This window comes from Gordonia sp. Swx-4, from assembly GCF_030316175.1.
Classification (GTDB): domain Bacteria; phylum Actinomycetota; class Actinomycetes; order Mycobacteriales; family Mycobacteriaceae; genus Gordonia; species Gordonia alkanivorans.
This window is the reverse complement of the sequence record NZ_CP128197.1, coordinates 2,247,812-2,266,231: the sequence shown is the minus strand read 5'-3', so window position 1 is coordinate 2,266,231 and position 18,420 is coordinate 2,247,812. Positions and strand designations below refer to the sequence as shown.

The window sequence follows — 18,420 nt, the reverse complement described above, 5'->3', positions numbered from 1 at the left end:
TCATCGGCCCGTGAGTGGTGCTCGATGTCGGGTTTGACGCTATGCCGCGCGGGACACCGGATCAACGCGACGCGCCATGTGGCTCAACCTCAAGTTGAGATTGAGACATACGGTGACCTCTCGGTTGCCGTTCCGTGACCGGGTACAGCCTCAGGCGCCGCTGGCCTTGAAATCGTCGGGCGAGACGTTGTCGAGGAATTCCTTGAACTTCTCGACCTCGTCCTCTTTGGTCCCGTCGACCGACTCGGCGGTGGCGTCCTCGGGCTCCTCTTCCGGGATCAGCAGACCGGCCTCGGCGAGGACCTCTTCGTCGGCGATGATCGGCACCTCGGCACGCATCGCGACGGCGATGGAATCCGACGGCCGCGCGGACACCCGGAGATCGCCCGAGAAGATCATCTCGGCATAGAAGGTGCCCTCTTGCATGTCGACGATGCGCACCTCGAGGAGCGTCTGGCCGAACTCGCGGATGAGGTTCACGATCAGGTCGTGGGTCAGCGGGCGGGGCGGCTCGATCCCCTTCTGACGCAAGGCGATCGACGCGGCCTCACTCTGTCCGATCCAGATCGGCAGGTAGCGCTCGCCGTCGACCTCACGGAGTAGGAGCACGGGCTGACTCTGCGGGGGCTCGACCCTGATGCCCACCACACGCATCTCGCTCATCTCGCACCTCCCAGACGCCTCGTAGGGCGATCGATTGATGACCTCGACGCTACACCGCTCAGGCGATACACGGCGGCCGACTCGCTGCTGCGCGACACGATCATTCCGGCCCGATGAGGACCCCGGGGAACGCGGAGTGTGCTGGTCGAGGAAGAGTTCAGTCGAGCACGTCGCGGACGGCCGACTTGACCAACTGCGTGTGCAGGGTCACCGACAGCGCCGCGATCTCGCGGACGAGTTCCTCGGCGCGGTCTCGCGCACCGGTCCCCTTGCCCTTGGCTATGGGGTTGGCGATCTGGGCGACCAGACCGGCCTCCCGGTCCGCGGACACCTTGAAGGCACGCAGATGGCGCGTCTCGAGTCCATAGCTGGCCAGCGCCGCGGCGGCCTCGACGAGGCGCACCGCATCCTCGTCGAAGAAGCCGGCCGGTCCGGGGGTCAGCAGTCCGTTGCGCTGCAGTTCGGTCACGAACGCCGAGTCGACGCCCGTGCGCTCGATCAGCGTCTCCCGGGACACCCGCCCGGCGCGCGCACCGAAATCGGTTGCGGGGGCCACGGTGCCGCGGGCCGTGGACAACGCCACGGTCCCGCCGGAACCGAAGCCACCGTTCCCGTTGTCGATCGCGTCGAGCTGTTCCTTGATGACCTTCAGCGGGAGATACCGGTCCCGCTGGGCGGTCAGTACGAAGCGCAACCGTTCACAGTCGGCTTCGCTGAATCGCCGATAGCCGGACGGCGCCCGCTCCGGGGTCACCAGACCCTCCGATTCCAGGAACCGGATCTTCGAGATCGTGATGTCTGGGAAGTCATCACGCAACTGGGCGAGGACCGTGCCGATGGACATCGATCCCTCGCCGCGGGGGGCTGTGGACGCCGTCACGACGTATCAGGCGTCGGCTTCGTCGCGTGGTCCGCTGAGGAAGACCAGACGGAACTTGCCGATCTGGACTTCGTCGCCGTTGCTCAGCGATGCGGTGTCGACGGGCTCCCGGTTGACGTAGGTGCCGTTGAGGCTGCCCACGTCGACGACCTGAAACTCGTTGTCGCCGAGACGGAATTCCGCGTGACGACGGCTGACCGTCACATCGTCGAGGAAGATGTCGCTGTCGGGATGCCGACCTGCGGAGGTCGTCGGCTGGTCGAGGAGGAACCGCGATCCCGCGTTGGGTCCCCGCTTCACGACAAGCAGCGCGGTCCCGGGAGCGAGTCGCTCGACTCCCGTCTCGGCCGGCTCACTCGAGGTGCTGGTTCCGGCATCGAGTTCATTGATGAACTCCTCCCGGAACACCGAGGTGGTCTCCACCGGCGCCTCGAAGTCCCTGTCGTTTTCGCTCACCACTTCTCCTTCGTCGTCGTCAGTGCAATCGCACTGTCAGTGCACACCGCACTGTTCGGCCAGCCGCACTGTCCGGCCGTCCACGTCTCCGGTCCCGATCGCGGTCTCGCGTCGGCTCGGAGTCGGCTCTCGCCACGATGGCCGGTTGAATCTACATGACATGTGCGGACGGGTAGATCTCGGTGCATGATCGCGAAGTTGGTTCACGTCACGCCTCTTTCCCACTGCCGTAACCGTACCGGTCATGTCGATCGCACCGGCGAGCGAGTCGACTCCGGCACGGTCGATCATATCGTCACCGGGGCGATCAGCCAGGTCGATCAGAGCCACCGGGGCGTATCGGCGGGAAGTCCTACCCTTCGATGACGGCGCGGTAGCCCGCGGCGTCGAGAACATCACCCAGTTGCTCGTCGAGGGTCGCCTCGTCGGCGGCCTCGATCTCCACCAGCCAGCCCTCACCGTACGGGTCCGAATTGACCAGTTCCGGTGAGGCGTCCAGTGCGTCGTTGACCGCGCTGACGGTACCGGTCAACGGCCCGAAGATGTCGGAGACACTCTTGGTCGACTCGACCTCGGCGAAGGACTCGCCGACGGTGACCTCTGCACCGGAGTCGGGCAGCTGCACGAACACCACGTCGCCGAGCGCATCCTGCGCGAAGTCGGTGATGCCGATGCGCACGGCCGTCGGCCCGATCTTCTCGATCCACTCATGTTCTGCGGTATAGCGCAGGTCTTCTGGCACTTTGCTGTCGGTCACAAGGGCCCCTTTCGTTCCCGTCAGACTCTACTGTCTGGGGAGGTGTCGGCCTGACGGCGCGACGGCATGTGTCGCATCACCAGGATCGTCTGATACCAGTACAGGACGAAGGACCACAGGTAGAGCCCCACGCCCCAGATCATGAACGCCCACCCGATCGGGTAGGCGAAGCCGCTCACCGCATCGATCTGTCCGGCGAGCAGCCACGGGAACGCGCTCATCAGCGCGAAGGTCGCCGCCTTGCCGATGTAGAGCACCGGGAGTGCGAACACACCGCGCGAGCGCAGCAGCGGTGCCGTGGCGAACAGCAGTACGTCGCGCCCGATGATGATGCCGATGAGCCACCACGGGATGAACTCCCGCACGCCGAAGGCCAGCGGGATGATCACGATGTACAGCCGGTCGGCCGCCGGGTCGAGCAGGGCCCCGATCCGCGAGGACTGATCGAGCAGCCGCGCGAGTTTCCCGTCGAGCCAGTCGGAGACCCCGGAGAAGATCAACACCGCGAACGCCCACCCGTCGGCCTTCTCGACGAGCAGCAGCCAGAGGAAGACCGGGATGAGGACGAGCCGAAGCACGCTGAGCGCGTTCGGCACCGTCACGATCCGGTCCGGAGCCGGCGTGGGTGCCGCCTCCGGTTCGGTCACCGGAAGATCCCGATGATGCCCTGCAGCGTCTTCGCCCCGCCGGAGGAGAAGAGGTTGTCGTGGACCATGTAGGTCCACGTCGTCGTCGAGCGGTGCAGATCCGAGGAACCGAGGTCGACTCCGTCCGCGGTGATCTCGGCCTCCCGGAACGTCTCCCGTGCCTTCTCGAGCGCCTTGGCGGGCAGATCGGAGAACTCCGCGAGGATCATCCGGTGGAACTCGTCGAGCGGGCTCTCCTTACCCAACGACCGCAGATGGATGCTCGCCCGGACATCGGAGACGAACGCGAGATGGTCTGCCCACGCACGGTCGAGGTGGTAGAGCACGATCTCGCGGGCCGCCTGGCTCAGCACCTCTCGCGGCACGGTCTCGGTGGCGGCCTTCGACGTTTCGTCCGACTTCTCCGCGTCGCCCGACGTCGTGGGCTTCTCCCCCGTCAGTTCGGCGTAGCGCTCCGGTTCGAGTTCGGCGAGCTCGTCGAGCGCGGTGTCCGTGGTGAGGATCTTCATGCGCCGGTCGACGATGATGTCGCGCTGCTGGTTGACGAGCTTGTTGTAGCGCCAGGTGTTGGCGTGCAACTCCAGGCGGACGCCCTCGGCGATCCGCTGCGCCTGCTCGATGAGGTCGATGCCCTTGCTGCCCATCGAGCCGTCCTCGTTGGGCGACACCGGATCACGCTTGAACGCGAGGTTCTTGGTGACGACCGGGTCCTCGAGGCTGGAGAAGAAGACCGACGTGCCGGGGTCGCCCTGGCGTCCGGCGCGACCCCGCAACTGGCTGTCGAGACGCTCGGTGTCGTGCCGTCCGGTGCCGACCACGCACAGTCCACCGAGCTCGACGACCGCGTCGCGGGCGGCGGCGTCGTCGGCCGAGCCGCCCAGCCGGATGTCGGTACCACGACCAGCCATCTGCGTCGAGACCGTCACCGCGTTCAGCGCGCCGGCCTCGGCGATGATCTTCGCCTCCTGCGCGTCGTTCTTGGCGTTGAGGACCACCGACGACACACCCGCCTTCTCGAGGAAGTACGCGAGCTCCTCGGACTCGGCGACGTCGTGGGTGCCGATGAGGACCGGCTGGCCGGTCTCGTGGATCTCCTTGACGTAGGCCACGATCGCCTCGACCTTGTTGGCCTTGGTGTCGTAGACCCGGTCGGGCAGATCGGTGCGGATGTTCTCGGTGTTCGGCGGGATCTGCGACACCCGGAGGTCGTAGAACTGCCGGAACTGCTCTCCGGCGGCGAGCGCCGTACCGGTCATGCCGCACACCTTCGGGTAGCGGCCGATGAGCGCCTGCACCGTGATGGTGTCGATGACCTCGCCCGAGTCGGTCTGGGCGAGCCCCTCCTTGAGTTCGACGGCCGCCTGGACGCCGTCCGGCCAACGCTGCAGCTGGGCCACGCGGCCGCGCGAGGCGTTGATCAGGTGGACCCCGCCGTCGCGGACGATGTAATGGATGTCGCGTTCCAGCAGGTAGTGGGCGTGCATCGCGATGCTGACGTGCACGAGCGTGGAGCCGACGTGTTCCTCGCTGTAGAGGTTGATCCCGCCGAGTTCCTCCTCGACGAAGGCCGCACCCTCGTCGGTGAGCGTCACGTTGCGGCCCTCGGCGTCGACCTCGTAGTGCTTCTTCTTCATCCGCGACACCACGTCGTGGATGGCCTGGTCGGGAACCTCGGTCTCGGTCGATCCGGCCAGCACCAGCGGCACGAGTGCCTCCTCGACGAGCACCGAGTCGGCCTCGTCGATGATCGCGACGTCGGGCTTGGGTGAGACGAGGTCGGCCTCGGACAGGGCCAGCTGGTCGCGGAGGACGTCGAATCCGATCTCGTTGACCGAACCGTAGGTGACGTCGCCGGCGTAGGCGCGTCGACGCTCCTCGCGGCTGGAGTTCTCCGAGATGGCATGCACCGCAATGCCGAAGACGTCGAAGAGCGGCTTCATCCACTCGGCGTCGCGGGTGGCGAGGTAGTCGTTGACCGAGATGACATGGACCTGGTGTCCTTCGAGGACATACCCGATCGCGGCGATCGCACCGGCGAGCGTCTTGCCCTCACCGGTGGCCATCTCGACGATGTCGCCCTCGAGGAGACGCAGCGCGCCCTGCAGCTGGACGTCGAAGGGGCGCAGGTTGATCGAGCGGTCCGCGGCCTCCCGGACGAGCGCCAGGAACTTCGCCCGGTCGCCGGGCTTGGACCCGATGTCGAGCTTCTCGGCCTCACCGACGAAGGCGTCGTCGGCGAGTTCGGCTGCCCAATCGGTGTGGGTCTCGGCCTCCTTGATCACACTCAGCGACTTCGACTGGTTGCGAGTCGACTGGGCGCCCAGAAGTCGCCACATGCTGTTGCTCAGCTTTCCCACCGAAACACTTCTCCTGATCGTTTCCCGGCCACCTACACGACCCGTCGGGCCTCGCGGCGCCGTCAGGTCAGCAACAACGGTACGCGGCCCCTGGTAGCGCAGGGTCGGCGACATTATGATCAGTCCACCGATTTCGCCCCTGACGCATTTCGCCCCTGCTCCCCTCACCCTAGGACGGCTGATGAGCGCGACCCTCTCGAGCAGGACACGCCTACGTCTGGTCCGGGCCGTCCTGGCCGGGATGCTGGTGGCGACCGGTATCGGGCTCGGCGCGTTCAACGCCTGGTGGGTCGCCTTGTCCTTCGGTGTTCCGCTGGTCTTCCTGGGGATCGCGATCAGTCCGCGCGCGTCGCGGGTGTCCGAGCTGCCGGAGTTCCGGCGCGGTGTCACGCGAGACGCACCGCAGATCGAGGTCGGGGCGCTCACGCGCAGCAGCCTCGGGGCCGAGGACATGCAGCCGACGATGGTGACCGCGACCGTCAACCCGCCGAATGACACCGCCTACGAGGCGCGATGGATCACCTCGATGAGCAAGGGGCATTTCCAGGCGCTGGCGTCGAGCCCGTTCACGACGCTGCCGCCCGACCAGTTGCCGCCGCGCGATCAGACCGACACCCCCGAGTTCGACGACCACCCCGGCCGGTGGGCGGTCATCTATCCCGCGGTGACCCTCGTGACGGCCGTCGCCCTGCTCTTCGGTGTCGCCGAGAGCTGGACGATCTCGGTCCCGTCGATGCCGTCCTTCGGTTCGGCCGTCGACATCGACGACGCCGACGACGCCGAGGCCACACTCGCCGAGCGCCACCAACGACTCCTCGACGAGATCGTCGACTACCTCGGACCCGGCGCGACCCGAAATCTGTTGCGCCTGAGCTACAATCTCGATTCGACCTCCGATCAGGCCATCGTGTTCGATCCCACGAACGGCCGCGCGACGAACATCAACGTCTGGGACGGGGGTTCCAATGCGTCGGCGACCCGCACCATGGACCGGGCGGACAAGACCTTCGACGCGGCCTCGATCAACCCGGGTTCGCTGGGCGACATCGTCGGGTCCATGCACGCCGAGGTCACGCCCATCGTGCCGGATGCCCAACTCGACGGATTCGAGATCCGACGTCCGGCGGCGAACGAGCCCGTCGTCCTCACCGGTTCGTTCGATCCCGGCGACGCTTTCATCCACGACGTCGAGATCGAGGCGCGCTCCGACGGCACCGTCGCGACGTTCTTCGACCCCGCGGACTTCGACACCGCTTTCGCGGTGGGCCGCGCCGCGCTGCCGCTCGCCGGCATCGCCCCTAACGCAGCGGCCCTCGACCAGTTCGTGATCCGCGGTATCGCCGACAACACCCCGATCATCAGCGCCAGCAGCATCCAGAACAGTGGCGGTGTCCTGATGCAGTACCGGACATCCACCAGTGACGGGCAGATCGTCATCGTGCCGGGCAAGTTCCCGGCGGTCAGCGGCGTCGAGGGAAGCTACCGGCCCGACGGTTTCTCCTTCGACGCGATCTCACCGCGATTGTTCGACCGTGTGCGCGACGACGCGATGAAGCGCGGTTCGGTCCCCGACTACGATCACGGGGCCGTCGCCATCGATGTCATCGAGCCGCATCTCCGCGACGACACGGCCTTCGTGATCCGCATCGAGATGGCGCGGGTCGACGCGTCGAAGGGCATGTATTCACTCGACGGACAGTTCATCAAGGCCGCGCACTACTGACTCGGCACCGGCCGGACTCCGAGTGGGACGGCGCCGTCGACCCGAGGTCACCAGCGATCGCGATGGATGACGGTCTCCGGGTCATACCGGCTGACCGGTCCGAAACGTCCTCGCGGCCAGCCGATCGGGACGATCGCGAACGTCTTGACCCGCCGCGGTATCCCCGCATGATTCCTCCCGAGATCGTCGACGGGTCACGCGTTGGACTTGCCGGCCTCCAGCGCGCGACGCGTGACGGCGCTCAGTTCAGCGACCGCCGCCTCCGGCGGATGCAGGACCCCGCGGTCGGTCATCGTCGTGACGATGTCGCGAACCCGGCCGTAGTACGTCGCCTGCTCTGCCGGGGTGCTGCTCGCCTCGGCATGGTTGTACAGCTTGAGTGCGGTGTCGAGGGCGTTCTGGTCGGCGGGTTCGAGGTAGCCGGCCCCGATGCGTCGTCCGTGCTTCTCACAGGCGATCCAGGCACGCCGCAGGGCAGCCACCGACTGCTGGTAGGCGTCGGCGCGACCGCGATTGCCCGGGTAGGAGTCGGTGCGCAGGGCGGTGGCCTCGTCGAGCGCGAGATGGAAGGTCTGGGTCTGATCGACGGTCACGTCGGTGACCGCGGGATACTTCAACAGCAGCGCCGGATCGAGCTCATAGCTCCCGTACGCGCTGAGCACCTCGTCGTGGCGCCGCGTCGCTTCCTCCCACAACCGCTCGGCGGCCTCGTCCGATCCCGCGTCGGCGATGCGAGGCCGGCGCAGATCGACGGGTGAGTGCTCGTCGTTCGAGGGGTCGTGGTCGGGCGGCACCGTCGCCACCGACGCCTTCTCCTTCGGCGGAGCGGCCTTCGTTTCCGTCGAAACACGTTGCGGCGCATGGACTAGTAGCCTGTCGATCACCGCGGACGCTGCCGGATCGCCCTCGATGATCGCGACCCGCCAGAAGTCGGGGTCGAGATCTTCGTCGGCTCCGGTGCCGGCGCGCGGTTGTTCTCGCGCGAAGGTCAGCTTGAGGTACTTCTGTCCGAAGACGGTGAGGTGCTGGGCCCGCCGGCCGGTCATCGGCGAGGTGTCGTCCGCCGGTCCGCCGATCGCGAACGAGCGCAGCGCGCTCAGGGGGTAGGACACCAGCGTGCGGTCCTCGTTGCCGAAGTAGACGGTGTCGTCGTCGACGGTCAGCAGCACCGCTCCGCGCTCGCCCAGTCGGCCGTATGCAGCCGCGAACAGCGACAAGGCGAGCAGTCCGGCGACCACTGCGGAGATGAGCAGACCGTCGACGCCGGCGATGTTCAGCCCGACGAGCGCGATCATCGCGACCATCATGACGATCCACGCGGCCCCCGCGGAGATGTGGTGGCGCCCCGTCAGATATTCGGTTCGGCAGGTCACCGGAACCACATCTCACCTCCGATGGCCATATCGCATCCCCCATCCGGTCGGCTACCGTAGTGAACGTGAGCCTCGGGGATCGCCGACAGACGGCACGCGTACTCCGCCCAGCCCGCGAACATCGCATCAGCTTACGCATTGTTGCGCTGGTCAGCGCGGTGTTGTTCGTGTCGGGTCTCGGTGCGTTCGCCGCCGGTCGGGGTGACGCCGCGCCTGCGGTTCCGCCCTTCGTCGGCAAGTCCTACTCGTCGACGGCGGTGACCGGCCCCGAGATCCCCGGCGGCGGCCCCCTCCAGTTGACCTTCACCGCCGCCAACCGCATCTCCCTGTTCGCCGGCTGCAACCGTCACGTCGGTGAGATGACCGTGGAGGGATCGGTGCTGCGCGTCGGCTCGCTCGCCTCGACGATGATGGCGTGCCCCGGTCCACGCGCCGGCGCCGACGAGTGGATCACCGCGCTCACCCGAGAGCCCCTCACCTGGTACTCGGCGGGCCACGCACTCGTACTCTCCGGACCGGGAACCCAGGTCCTCCTGATGGAAAAGTACTCGTGAGACGTTCCGCACCGGCTGTCGTCACCGTGACCGGTGCGGCCGGGAGCATCGGGTACGCCAGCGTCTTCCGGATCGCCGCCGGCGCCATGCTCGGCCACGACCAGCCCATCGCCCTCCGACTCCTCGAGCTGCCCCAGTCGGTCCCGGCCGCCGTGGGAACCGCGATGGAACTCGACGACGGCGCGTTCGGTCTGCTGAAGTCCGTGGACGTCTTCGACGACCCGCGCAAGGCATTCGACGGTGCGAGTTTCGCTCTGCTCGTCGGCGCTCGCCCACGGTCCAAGGGCATGGAACGCGCGGATCTGCTCGCGGCCAACTCCGACATCTTCGCGTTACAGGGAGCGGTCATCAACGAGGTTGCCGCCGACGACGTCCGGGTGATCGTCGTGGGCAATCCCGCGAACACCAACGCCGCGGTGGCCGCTGCCCACGCTCCCGAGGTGCCACCCCAACGGTTCACCGCGCTGACCCGCCTCGACCACAACCGCGCGATCGCCCAGCTGTCCCATCGCGCCGGGGTCGAGGTCGGCGAGATCAGCCGGGTCACCATCTGGGGCAACCACTCGGCGACGCAGTACCCCGACATCTTCCATGCACGCGTCGGCGGCCGGAGCGGCGCCGACCTCGCCGCGGACCGCGAATGGCTCGTCGACGACTTCATCCCGACCGTCGCACGTCGGGGCACCGCGATCATCGAGGCGCGCGGCTCGTCCTCGGCGGCGTCGGCGGCCAACGCGACCATCGATCACGTCCGTGACTGGGTGCTCGGAACCCCCGCCGACGACTGGACGTCCACCGCACTCCCGTCACCGGGCGTGTACGGCGTGCCCGAGGGCATTGTCTGCTCGTTCCCGGTGCGCTCGGTCGACGGACAATGGGAGATCGTCGAAGGACTCGAGATCAACGGGTTCTCCCGGGCACGCATCGACGCTTCGGTCGCGGAACTCGAAGCCGAACGCGTCGCTGCTCTGACCTCCTGATCGCCTCCGCAGCCCGTAGTCTCTTCCCATGGCGAAGAAGGACAAGCAGAGGCCTCAGGAGATTCCGAACAATGTCTACGAGGCCGAGCTGTTCCGGCTGCAGACCGAGCTGGTCAAGCTCCAGGAATGGGTGCGCGAGACCGGCGCTCGCGTGGTGGTGGTCTTCGAGGGCCGCGACGCCGCGGGCAAGGGCGGCACCATCAAGCGGATCACCCAATATCTGAGTCCTCGCATCGCACGCGTCGCCGCGCTGCCCGCGCCGACCGATCGTGAACGCGGGCAGTGGTACTACCAACGCTACGTCGCGCATCTCCCGGCGCCGGGTGAGATCGTGCTGTTCGACCGGTCCTGGTACAACCGTGCCGGAGTCGAGAAGGTCATGGGATTCTGCACGCCCGAGGAACACACCCGATTCCTGCGGCAGACACCGATCTTCGAGCAGATGCTCATCGACGACGGCATCATCCTGCGCAAGTACTGGTTCTCCGTCTCCGACGACGAACAGCTCAAGCGGTTCCGGCAGCGGATGAAAGATCCGGTGCGACAGTGGAAATTGAGCCCGATGGACCTCGAGTCGGTGTACCGCTGGGAGGACTACTCGCGCGCCAAGGACGAGATGATGGTGCACACCGACACCGCCCTGAGCCCTTGGTACGTCGTCGAATCCGACGTGAAGAAGCACGCGCGGCTCAACATGATCTCGCACCTGCTCGACAACATCGAGTACGGCGAGGTACCCCGCCCCGAGGTGACGTTGCCGAAGAAACCGATCCAGTCGGGCAACTATCACCGGCCGCCGCGATCGCTGTCCAAGTACGTTCCCGACCACGTGGCGACGCTGATCCGCACCGACCACTGATCGCGTTCTGATGTGGATCGGGTTCGCCGAGTTCGACTATCGCCTCGGTGACGTGCACTCGCTGAAACAAAAACGGTCCATCGTCCGGCCGATCGTCGCCGAACTCCGACGACGGTTCTCGGTGTCTGCGGCCGAGGTCGGTCACCTCGACATGCATCGGCGCGCGGTGATCGGCACGAGCGTGGTGGCGGCCGACCGGACCCACGTCGTCGATGTGCTCGATGCGGTCGAGCGGTCCGCCGCCAACCATCCCGAGGTGGAGCTCCTCTCGGTGCGGCGTCGGATCCTCAACTCAGAAGACCTCTGAGACCCGGCCGAAGGTCCGGCTGAGAAGCGCCCCCGGAATCCGCCCTCCAGAAGCCGACGGACGCTGGGTCGCCCGTGGCACTGTCCAGGGTCGTTTTCGGGCAGATTTCGGCGACGCCCGCTCAGACCACGCCGGCCGCGACCGCTGCCTCCCGATACGCGGCGGCCAGCGAGTCGACGGTCTCGTGCGCGTTGAGTCCGCTGGGGTTCGGGACCACCCAGAGCTGGGCCCCGTCCCAGGTCTCATCCTGGCGACCCGACACCGCGTCGCGACGCCCGAAGGCGCTGCGGTAGGCGGTGATCCCGGCGACCGCCACCACTCGTGGCCGGATCTCACGCACACGTTCCCGCAGCCGACGACCCCCGTCTTGAAACTCCTCGACCGTGAGTTCCGCGGCGGTCGCGGTCGCCCGGGCGACGACGTTCGTGATGCCGACTCCTCGTCCGGTCAGCAACTCGGCGTCGGCCTCGGACATGCCGCGGGACGCGTCGATGATCCGGTCGACGATCCCGGCGCGTGCCAGCGCGGGATAGAAGCGGTTGCCGGGGCGCGCGAAATGGGCGCCGGTGGCGGCGGTCCACAGGCCGGGGTTGATCCCGACGAACAGCAATCGACAGTCGTCACCGACGAGGTCGTCGACGGTGCGATCCCGGAACTCGAGGAGTTCGGCCCTGGTGAATCCCATCCCCCGAGGCTAGACGTCAGTCGAAGGTCCCCTCGGCCTCGTGCCGTCCGGCGACGCAGAACTGGTTGCCGTCGGGGTCGGCCAGCGTCACCCAGCCGAAACCGGGCATCTCACGGTCGGCGATCTTCGTCGCGCCGGCGGCGATGAGTCGTTCGACCTCGGTTTCGCGATCTTCGGTCGTGAGGTCGAGGTGGATGCGGTTCTTCCCCGGGGTCGGGTCGTCGACCTGCTGGAATGCGAGGAGCGGTGCCCCCTCTTCGAGGGAGACGACGACGAAGAACCCCTCGTTCTCCTGGATGATCCGGCCACCGAGGGCCTCGGCCCACCACGTGGCGAGCGGCATCGGCTGAAGGGTGTCGACGGTGATCATGCCCACTGTGAGAGTCATGCGGACAAAGGTATCGCCGCCCACCGACATCTGGCGTCCGCGTCTGTCGGACGAAGGACCGGTCCTGGTCCTCAACCCCTCCCTCGAGGGGTTGTGGAGCATTACACTCACGCTGATGCTCGGACTCTCGTACACGGTCTTGGGCGGGCTCGGCGCCCAGATCGGTTCCGATCCCGTCGAACTCGGCACCCGCAAGCAGCGGGCCACACTCGCGCAGCTCGTCCTCGCCGAGGGTGCACCGCTACGTGCCGACCGGCTGATCGAGGGCATCTGGGGCGACTCACCACCCGACCGCGCCGAAGTGTCGCTGCAGTCCTACATCTCGGGGTTGCGCAAGGCCCTCGAACCCGACCGTAAGCCGCGTAGTCCCTCGACCGTGCTGCTCACCCACGGAACCGGCTACAGCCTGCCGACGACCCCTGACCAGGTCGACCTGCGCCGGCTGACCACGGACCTGGCCTCGGCGCGAACCCTGATGCAGCAGGGCGACACCGCCGCCGCGGCCCCACTCCTGCAGAAGGTACTCGAGTCCTACCGGCCGATCCTCCCGGAGTTCGAGGGACTGGCATTCCGCGACGAGGCCGCCGACCATCTCGACCGCATGCTCGGCGCGGCGCGGGAGATGTCCTTCGAGGCGCGGATGGCCGCGGGCGACCATCATCTCCTCGTCACCGAACTCGACGGCGCCGTCAAGAGATCGCCGCTCGACGAAGGACTGTGGGTTCTGCTCGCCACCGCGCTGTACCGGCTCGGACGGCAGTCCGATGCGCTCGGCGCGATCGCCGGCGCCCGACGCATCCTCGCCGACGAGATCGGTGTCGACCCGGGCCCACGACTCCGTGAGCTCGAACGCGACATCCTCGATCACGCACCGCACCTCGATGCACCGGCAGCGTCGCGCAGGTCCGTCACCGCTGCAACCGGTTCCCTGAGCACCGATGCCGTGGAACCCACCGCGGCGACACACGCCCCCGAACCTCTCGACGACGCGCCGACGCTGGTCGGGCGAACCGACGAACTGGCCGCGCTGCACCGCGCCGTCCTCGCCTCGATGGCCGGGCACGGCGGGGTCGTCGTGGTGGAAGGCGAACCGGGTGCGGGCAAGACGGCCCTGATCGACGAGGCGGGACGGCGAGCGGCCGGGGCCGCCGACCTACGGGTGTTGTGGGGACGGTGCGTGGACGATCCTGCGGCACCGTCGATGTGGCCGTGGGTGCAGATCCTCGGCACGGTACTTCCCCAGCTCGATCCGGCCGACCGGGAACGACTCCTCGACAGCTCGCTGGGCCGAATGGTCACCGAGGGCGTCAACGTCATCCCGCCACCGCGTCAGATGCCAGACGCCGCAGCACGTTTCCAGTTCTACGACCAGGCCGCCGACCTCCTCGACGGCGTCGCCGAGACGACCAAGCTGATCATCGTCCTCGACGACCTCCAGTGGGCGGACGGCGCCTCGCTGGAACTGTTCGCACACATGGCCTCTCGTCGGACAGCGGGCGTCACGTTCTTCGCCTCGCTGCGGTCGCCGACCCACCGGCCGGTCGTCGCCTCGACCCTCGCCACACTGGCGCGGCTCCCCGAGCACCGCCGTATCCACGTCGGCCCCCTCCGCGGGGACGACATCTCCGAGCTGATCCGCCGCGAGACGCAACAGTGGCCGGAGGTCGCGACCGTCAGTTCGATCGAGCGACGCACCGGCGGCAACGCCTTCTTCGTCCGCGAACTGGCACGCATCCTCGCCGATCGGGGCTCGATCGCGGGCAATGCCGTGCCGTCCGGGGTGCGTGACGTAGTTCGCCAGCGACTGCTCGGATTATCCCCGGAGACAACCGAACTCCTCGACATCGCCGCTCTCATCGGCACCCGGGTGGATCTGGTGTTGCTCGCGACCGCGGCCGGACGACCGGTGGACGAGGCGCTCGACACCCTCGAACCCGCCTCCGCCGCCGGGGTCGTCGACCTCGGACCCGCCGACCCGTTCGGATTCAGCTTCAGCCACGACATCATCCGCGAGGCGATCGCCGACGGGATTCCGTCGATGCGCGCGCGGCGTATCCACCTCGCCATCGCCGATGCGCTCGCCGGCAACTCCTCGCCGCATGCGGTCAGCCGGGTCGCGCGCCATCTCTGGTCGGCGGGTCCGCTCGCCGACCGGGAGCGCACGACCAGCGCGCTGCTGACCGCGGGTGACATCGCTCTGCGCACCTACGACTTCGACGGCGCGAAGCGCCATTTCGGCGACGCGTCGACCCTGGCACGGGCCACCGGCGACCAGCAGGCCGAGCTCCGGGCGATCGCCACCCAACTCGCCGGCGAGGTCTCCGTACACGGCTACTTCGCCGCCGATCCCGACCTTCAAGAACGCGCCCGCACGCTGGCCACCACGCTCGGCGACCGGCGGCTGCTGGCCTCCCTCGACTATGCGCGCTGTGCCGCGCACATCCAGGTCGCCGACGCGCACACCGGACACCGGCTCGCGAACGACCTACGCGTCCGCGCCGAACGGTCCGACGATCCCGTCGTCGTCCACCTCGGCATGCAGGCCGCCGGGATCGACGAGTTCACCCGCGGCAATTACGGTGCGGCTCATCGCATCCTGGAGACCTACGGGCCGCTCGACGACGTCGACGGGCTCCGCGACGACCAGCTCACGATGGCACGCGGCTTCCGGGCCTGGGCCGCCACGGTCCACCTCGGCCGGGATGCCGGCCGCACACTGTTCGCAAGCATCACCGACGCACGCCCCGACCCCAGGTCCCGGCTGGGCACCGCCATCTTCGCGGTCGGCGCGGCGGCGACGATCGGCGATGCGGAGTGGGCGCTCCACGCTGGACAGATCATCGACTCCGAGAGTGCGGGCCCGCTCGCCTATCTGCGTCGCGGCGGCGAACGCATGTACTGGTGGGCACGCGCCATGGCCGGCGACATCGACGACGCCCTGGTCCGCATCGACCGGTTGGAGACGGGTGACGCCGGCCCCGACCGACCCGGCAACGCCGACCGGCCGCGCACCGGCGACGGATTCTGGCTCGGACTGCATGCCGAGATACTGGTCACCGCCGGCAAGCTGACCGACGCGGCCGCCCTCCTGGATCAAGCCGACGACTTCGCCGAACGGACCGGGGAACACTACGGGGACGCACACCGTCTTCTCGTTCGCGCCCGCTACGAGTACGCCAACGGTCGCCCGGCGTCGACGTTCGGCACGACCCTCGGACGGGCTCGCGCCACCGCCGTGGCGCAAGAGGCAAAAGCGCTGGTCGAACGGGTCGACGCCGTCGCCTCGGCATGGGGCGTCTCCCCGACCGCGTAGGCCCCAAGTCCGCCTCAAGTCGCCCTCAAGAACCGTCGGTGAATCTGGTCTGACGAACCCGGCCTGCCCGGAACCAGACCGAACGCCCGGCGAAGCCGGCCACACCCGAGGACTCACCGTATGACCGCGACTCCCACCTCACCGACCGGCCGCCCCGAACGGCTGATCGTCCGCACCCGCACCTCGGTGCTCGCACAACTGCGTGACCGGATCGCCGGCGCGGTCCTCGGCCCCGGGGACGCGGGCTTCCGCGAGGCACGCGCCGGATTCAACCGACTCGTCATCCACCGCCCGTCGGTCATCGCCGTTCCCGAGAATCACTTCGACGTCGTCGAGGCCGTGCGGTTCGCCGCCGAGGAGGATCTGCGGATCACGGTCCAGGCCACCGGTCACGGGACCGGGGTGGCGGCCGATGGCGGCCTGCTCATCAACACGTCCCGGCTCACCGCGGTGGCCGTCGACCCTGTCACCAGGACCGCTCGCGTCGCCGCCGGCGCCACCTGGAAGGCGGTGCTCGACGCCGCGGTTCCGTACGGCCTTGCGCCGCTGATGGGTTCGGCAAGCATCGTCGGCGCGATCGGCTACACCCTCGGCGGCGGTTTCGGTTGGCTCGGCCGACGGTTCGGGCTGGCGTCGGACTCCGTGCTCTCCTTCGATCTCGTGATCCCCGACGGGACGCCGATCCGCGTCAGCGACGCGAGTTTCCCGCACATCTTCTGGGCTCTGAAGGGCGGGGGTGCCGGCAGCCTCGGTGTGGTCACCTCGATGGAGATCGCCCTCGCCGATGTGAGCACGGTGTACGCGGGCAACCTCTTCTACCCGGCCGCCGAGGCCGAGGAGATCATACGTCGGTTCCGCGACTGGGCACCGGCTCAGCCGGAAGCCCTGACCTCGGCCGTCACCATCCTGAATCTGCCGCCCACCGACGACGTCCCGGAACCGCTGCGCGGCGGCAGTTTCGCAGTGGTGCGCGGATGCTGGTCCGGAGACCTCGCCACCGGCCGGGCGATCGTCGACGGGTGGCGGAACTGGCGGACACCCCTGGTCGACATGTGGGACGAGATGCCCTTCGCCGCAACGGACGCGATCAGCATGGACCCCACCGAGCCGATGCCGGTCATGGTCACCACTGAGTGGTTCGACGATCTGCACGACGAGGCGATCGACATCATCGCCGGATGCGCTCGTCCGGCCCCGGGCTCGGCACCGCTCATCATGTCCGCCGAGATCCGTCACGCCGGCGGCGCGATCGCCCGAGGTGCGGCGCACGCCGCCAACGACCGGGCACGCTCCGGACGGTTCCTCCTCGAACTGATCTCGATGGTCCCCGACCCCCAGGTGGCGCTCGCCGTCGAATCGACCCAGCGCGTTACCCGCACCGAACTCGCGCCCTACGTCACCGGCGCCACGTATCTGAACTTCACCTCGGGTGCCGAGCGCGCCGGCCGCGCCGCCGACGCCTACAGCGCCGAGCACCGCCGTCGGCTGCTGGAGATCAAGGCGACGCTCGACCCGTACGACCGGTTCTGTCACGGCGACATCGGCTGACGCGGGCCGTCGATCGAACACCGGTCAGCGCGGATGGTCGAGCAGGCCGAGAAACCGCTTCGCAGCAGGATTGGTCGGTCCTCCGGTCCTCGACAACAACGCCAGGGACCGAGTGGCCGGCGGGGTCGTCTCCAATGGAACGGCCACCACCAGGTTCGCCGCGTGCGCCACCGGAGCCGGTACGACGGCAACACCGAGACCATGGTGGACGAGATCGACCAACCGACCCATGTCACCGACACGACAGGTGATCTCGCGCTGGACGCGCGCGGCGGAGAACAGGTCCGCCACAACGGTCTGCAGTCCGGGACCGGCCTCGAAGTCGATGAAGCCGTGCTCGGCGAGTTCGTCCAGGTCGACGCTGCGTTTCACCGAGATCGGGTGGTCGGGGCCCGCTATCGCGACGAGCGACTCGTCGTATCTCGCCACCTCCGTCAGGGAGGTGTGCAGTGGCGTCGCGTCGAGAGCCACGAATGCCAGATCCAGTTCCCCTTCGATCAGCGCTTCGATGAGTTGGGTGGTGGTCGCCTCGCGGAGTCGCATCTGCACCATCCGATGGTGACGATGGAACAGCGCCATCGTCGCGGGAAGGTCGATCGCGGTGAAGGTCTGCACGGTTCCGATGTCGATCGTTCCCGCATCGACGCCGGTGATGGATTCCACCGCCAGGCGCGCAGCGGCGACCTCACCGATGATCCGCCTAGCGTGATCACGTAACGCCACGCCCGCGTCGGTGAGCAGCACCCGTCGTGTGGTTCTCTCGAAAAGCTCTGCGGACAACTGCCGCTCCAGAGAGCGAATCGAGGAGCTGAGCGCCGACTGCGACATGTGCACGAGAGCTGCTGCGCGAGTGAAGTTTCCCTCGTCTGCAACCACCAGGAAGTGCTCTAACTGCCGGAGTTCCATCGACGGATGGTATCCAGCACGCCA

17 protein-coding genes are annotated in these 18,420 nt (G+C 67.9%); 7 read left to right on the top strand and 10 right to left on the bottom strand.

What is annotated here, in order from left to right; translation table 11 throughout:
- Positions 1-150 precede the first annotated feature (150 nt).
- The 6 genes from PWF70_RS10230 to secA2 form a co-directional block, all read right to left on the bottom strand.
- Positions 151-663 (bottom strand): bifunctional nuclease family protein, encoded by a 513-nt coding sequence (locus PWF70_RS10230; protein ID WP_006360906.1) that lies wholly within the window; start codon positions 661-663, stop codon positions 151-153.
- A 157-nt stretch (positions 664-820) separates the two neighbouring features.
- Entirely contained in the window at positions 821-1,507 is a 687-nt protein-coding gene (gene ftsR, locus PWF70_RS10225; RefSeq protein WP_006360905.1) for a transcriptional regulator FtsR, read from the bottom strand.
- Between the two features lie 42 nt (positions 1,508-1,549).
- The gene (garA, locus tag PWF70_RS10220) at positions 1,550-2,002 is read right to left on the bottom strand and encodes a glycogen accumulation regulator GarA (protein WP_005199386.1); all 453 of its coding nucleotides are present in this window, start codon (positions 2,000-2,002) and stop codon (positions 1,550-1,552) included.
- Positions 2,003-2,351: 349 nt separating this feature from the next.
- Positions 2,352-2,756 (bottom strand): glycine cleavage system protein GcvH, encoded by a 405-nt coding sequence (gene gcvH / locus PWF70_RS10215; protein WP_006360904.1) that lies wholly within the window; start codon positions 2,754-2,756, stop codon positions 2,352-2,354.
- A gap of 20 nt (positions 2,757-2,776) precedes the next feature.
- A complete protein-coding gene (locus PWF70_RS10210; protein WP_006360903.1) occupies positions 2,777-3,403 on the bottom strand; it encodes a CDP-alcohol phosphatidyltransferase family protein in 627 nt (208 codons plus the stop codon).
- On the bottom strand, positions 3,400-5,760 hold the full coding sequence (secA2, locus tag PWF70_RS10205; RefSeq protein WP_286352946.1) for an accessory Sec system translocase SecA2: 2,361 nt from the start codon (positions 5,758-5,760) through the stop codon (positions 3,400-3,402). Before secA2 ends, PWF70_RS10210 begins: the two co-directional genes overlap by 4 nt.
- A gap of 181 nt (positions 5,761-5,941) precedes the next feature.
- Here secA2 and PWF70_RS10200 point away from each other — a divergent pair, with 181 nt between their 5' ends.
- Complete coding sequence (locus tag PWF70_RS10200; protein WP_035752284.1) at positions 5,942-7,483, top strand: hypothetical protein; 1,542 nt, start codon at positions 5,942-5,944, stop codon at positions 7,481-7,483.
- Positions 7,484-7,677: 194 nt separating this feature from the next.
- Here PWF70_RS10200 and PWF70_RS10195 read toward each other — a convergent pair whose 3' ends face one another.
- Complete coding sequence (locus tag PWF70_RS10195) at positions 7,678-8,865, bottom strand: hypothetical protein (RefSeq protein WP_006360900.1); 1,188 nt, start codon at positions 8,863-8,865, stop codon at positions 7,678-7,680.
- Between the two features lie 149 nt (positions 8,866-9,014).
- On the opposite strand from PWF70_RS10195, the gene PWF70_RS10190 reads away from it, so the two are divergent.
- The 4 genes from PWF70_RS10190 to PWF70_RS10175 are packed head-to-tail and all read left to right on the top strand — an operon-like array spanning position 9,015 to position 11,556.
- Entirely contained in the window at positions 9,015-9,410 is a 396-nt protein-coding gene (locus PWF70_RS10190) for an META domain-containing protein (RefSeq protein ID WP_006360899.1), read from the top strand.
- The gene (locus tag PWF70_RS10185; protein WP_035752282.1) at positions 9,407-10,390 is read left to right on the top strand and encodes a malate dehydrogenase; all 984 of its coding nucleotides are present in this window, start codon (positions 9,407-9,409) and stop codon (positions 10,388-10,390) included. Before PWF70_RS10190 ends, PWF70_RS10185 begins: the two co-directional genes overlap by 4 nt.
- Before the next feature lie 28 nt (positions 10,391-10,418).
- Positions 10,419-11,249 (top strand): polyphosphate kinase 2, encoded by an 831-nt coding sequence (ppk2, locus tag PWF70_RS10180; protein WP_006360897.1) that lies wholly within the window; start codon positions 10,419-10,421, stop codon positions 11,247-11,249.
- Between the two features lie 10 nt (positions 11,250-11,259).
- The gene (locus PWF70_RS10175) at positions 11,260-11,556 is read left to right on the top strand and encodes a DUF503 domain-containing protein (RefSeq protein WP_006360896.1); all 297 of its coding nucleotides are present in this window, start codon (positions 11,260-11,262) and stop codon (positions 11,554-11,556) included.
- Positions 11,557-11,677: 121 nt separating this feature from the next.
- Here the strand turns inward: PWF70_RS10175 and PWF70_RS10170 are convergent, their stop codons facing one another.
- Together PWF70_RS10170 and PWF70_RS10165 are read right to left on the bottom strand one after the other, a co-directional pair.
- On the bottom strand, positions 11,678-12,241 hold the full coding sequence (locus tag PWF70_RS10170; protein WP_006360895.1) for a mismatch-specific DNA-glycosylase: 564 nt from the start codon (positions 12,239-12,241) through the stop codon (positions 11,678-11,680).
- A gap of 16 nt (positions 12,242-12,257) precedes the next feature.
- The gene (locus tag PWF70_RS10165) at positions 12,258-12,629 is read right to left on the bottom strand and encodes a VOC family protein (RefSeq protein ID WP_006360894.1); all 372 of its coding nucleotides are present in this window, start codon (positions 12,627-12,629) and stop codon (positions 12,258-12,260) included.
- 115 nt (positions 12,630-12,744) lie between these two features.
- Between PWF70_RS10165 and PWF70_RS10160 the strand changes: the two genes are divergently transcribed.
- Positions 12,745-15,942, top strand: coding sequence for an ATP-binding protein (locus PWF70_RS10160; RefSeq protein WP_035752538.1), 3,198 nt, complete (start codon positions 12,745-12,747; stop codon positions 15,940-15,942).
- Positions 15,943-16,062: 120 nt separating this feature from the next.
- Positions 16,063-17,490, top strand: a complete 1,428-nt coding sequence (locus tag PWF70_RS10155; protein WP_006360892.1) for an FAD-binding oxidoreductase — start codon at positions 16,063-16,065, stop codon at positions 17,488-17,490.
- 24 nt (positions 17,491-17,514) lie between these two features.
- On the opposite strand, the gene PWF70_RS10150 is transcribed toward PWF70_RS10155, so the two are convergent.
- Complete coding sequence (locus PWF70_RS10150) at positions 17,515-18,396, bottom strand: LysR family transcriptional regulator (RefSeq protein ID WP_006360891.1); 882 nt, start codon at positions 18,394-18,396, stop codon at positions 17,515-17,517.
- Between the last annotated feature and the right edge of the window lie 24 nt (positions 18,397-18,420).

What these genes read in the sequence shown, in the direction of transcription:
- PWF70_RS10165 (WP_006360894.1), bottom strand. Translation starts at nt 12,629, where the DNA reads ATGACTCTCACAGTGGGCATGATCACCGTCGACACCCTTCAGCCGATG.
- PWF70_RS10155 (WP_006360892.1), top strand. Translation starts at nt 16,063, where the DNA reads ATGACCGCGACTCCCACCTCACCGACCGGCCGCCCCGAACGGCTGATC.
- PWF70_RS10170 (WP_006360895.1), bottom strand. Translation starts at nt 12,241, where the DNA reads ATGGGATTCACCAGGGCCGAACTCCTCGAGTTCCGGGATCGCACCGTC.
- ftsR (WP_006360905.1), bottom strand. Translation starts at nt 1,507, where the DNA reads ATGTCCATCGGCACGGTCCTCGCCCAGTTGCGTGATGACTTCCCAGAC.
- PWF70_RS10200 (WP_035752284.1), top strand. Translation starts at nt 5,942, where the DNA reads ATGAGCGCGACCCTCTCGAGCAGGACACGCCTACGTCTGGTCCGGGCC.
- PWF70_RS10175 (WP_006360896.1), top strand. Translation starts at nt 11,260, where the DNA reads ATGTGGATCGGGTTCGCCGAGTTCGACTATCGCCTCGGTGACGTGCAC.
- ppk2 (WP_006360897.1), top strand. Translation starts at nt 10,419, where the DNA reads ATGGCGAAGAAGGACAAGCAGAGGCCTCAGGAGATTCCGAACAATGTC.
- PWF70_RS10150 (WP_006360891.1), bottom strand. Translation starts at nt 18,396, where the DNA reads ATGGAACTCCGGCAGTTAGAGCACTTCCTGGTGGTTGCAGACGAGGGA.
- PWF70_RS10160 (WP_035752538.1), top strand. Translation starts at nt 12,745, where the DNA reads ATGCTCGGACTCTCGTACACGGTCTTGGGCGGGCTCGGCGCCCAGATC.
- PWF70_RS10230 (WP_006360906.1), bottom strand. Translation starts at nt 663, where the DNA reads ATGAGCGAGATGCGTGTGGTGGGCATCAGGGTCGAGCCCCCGCAGAGT.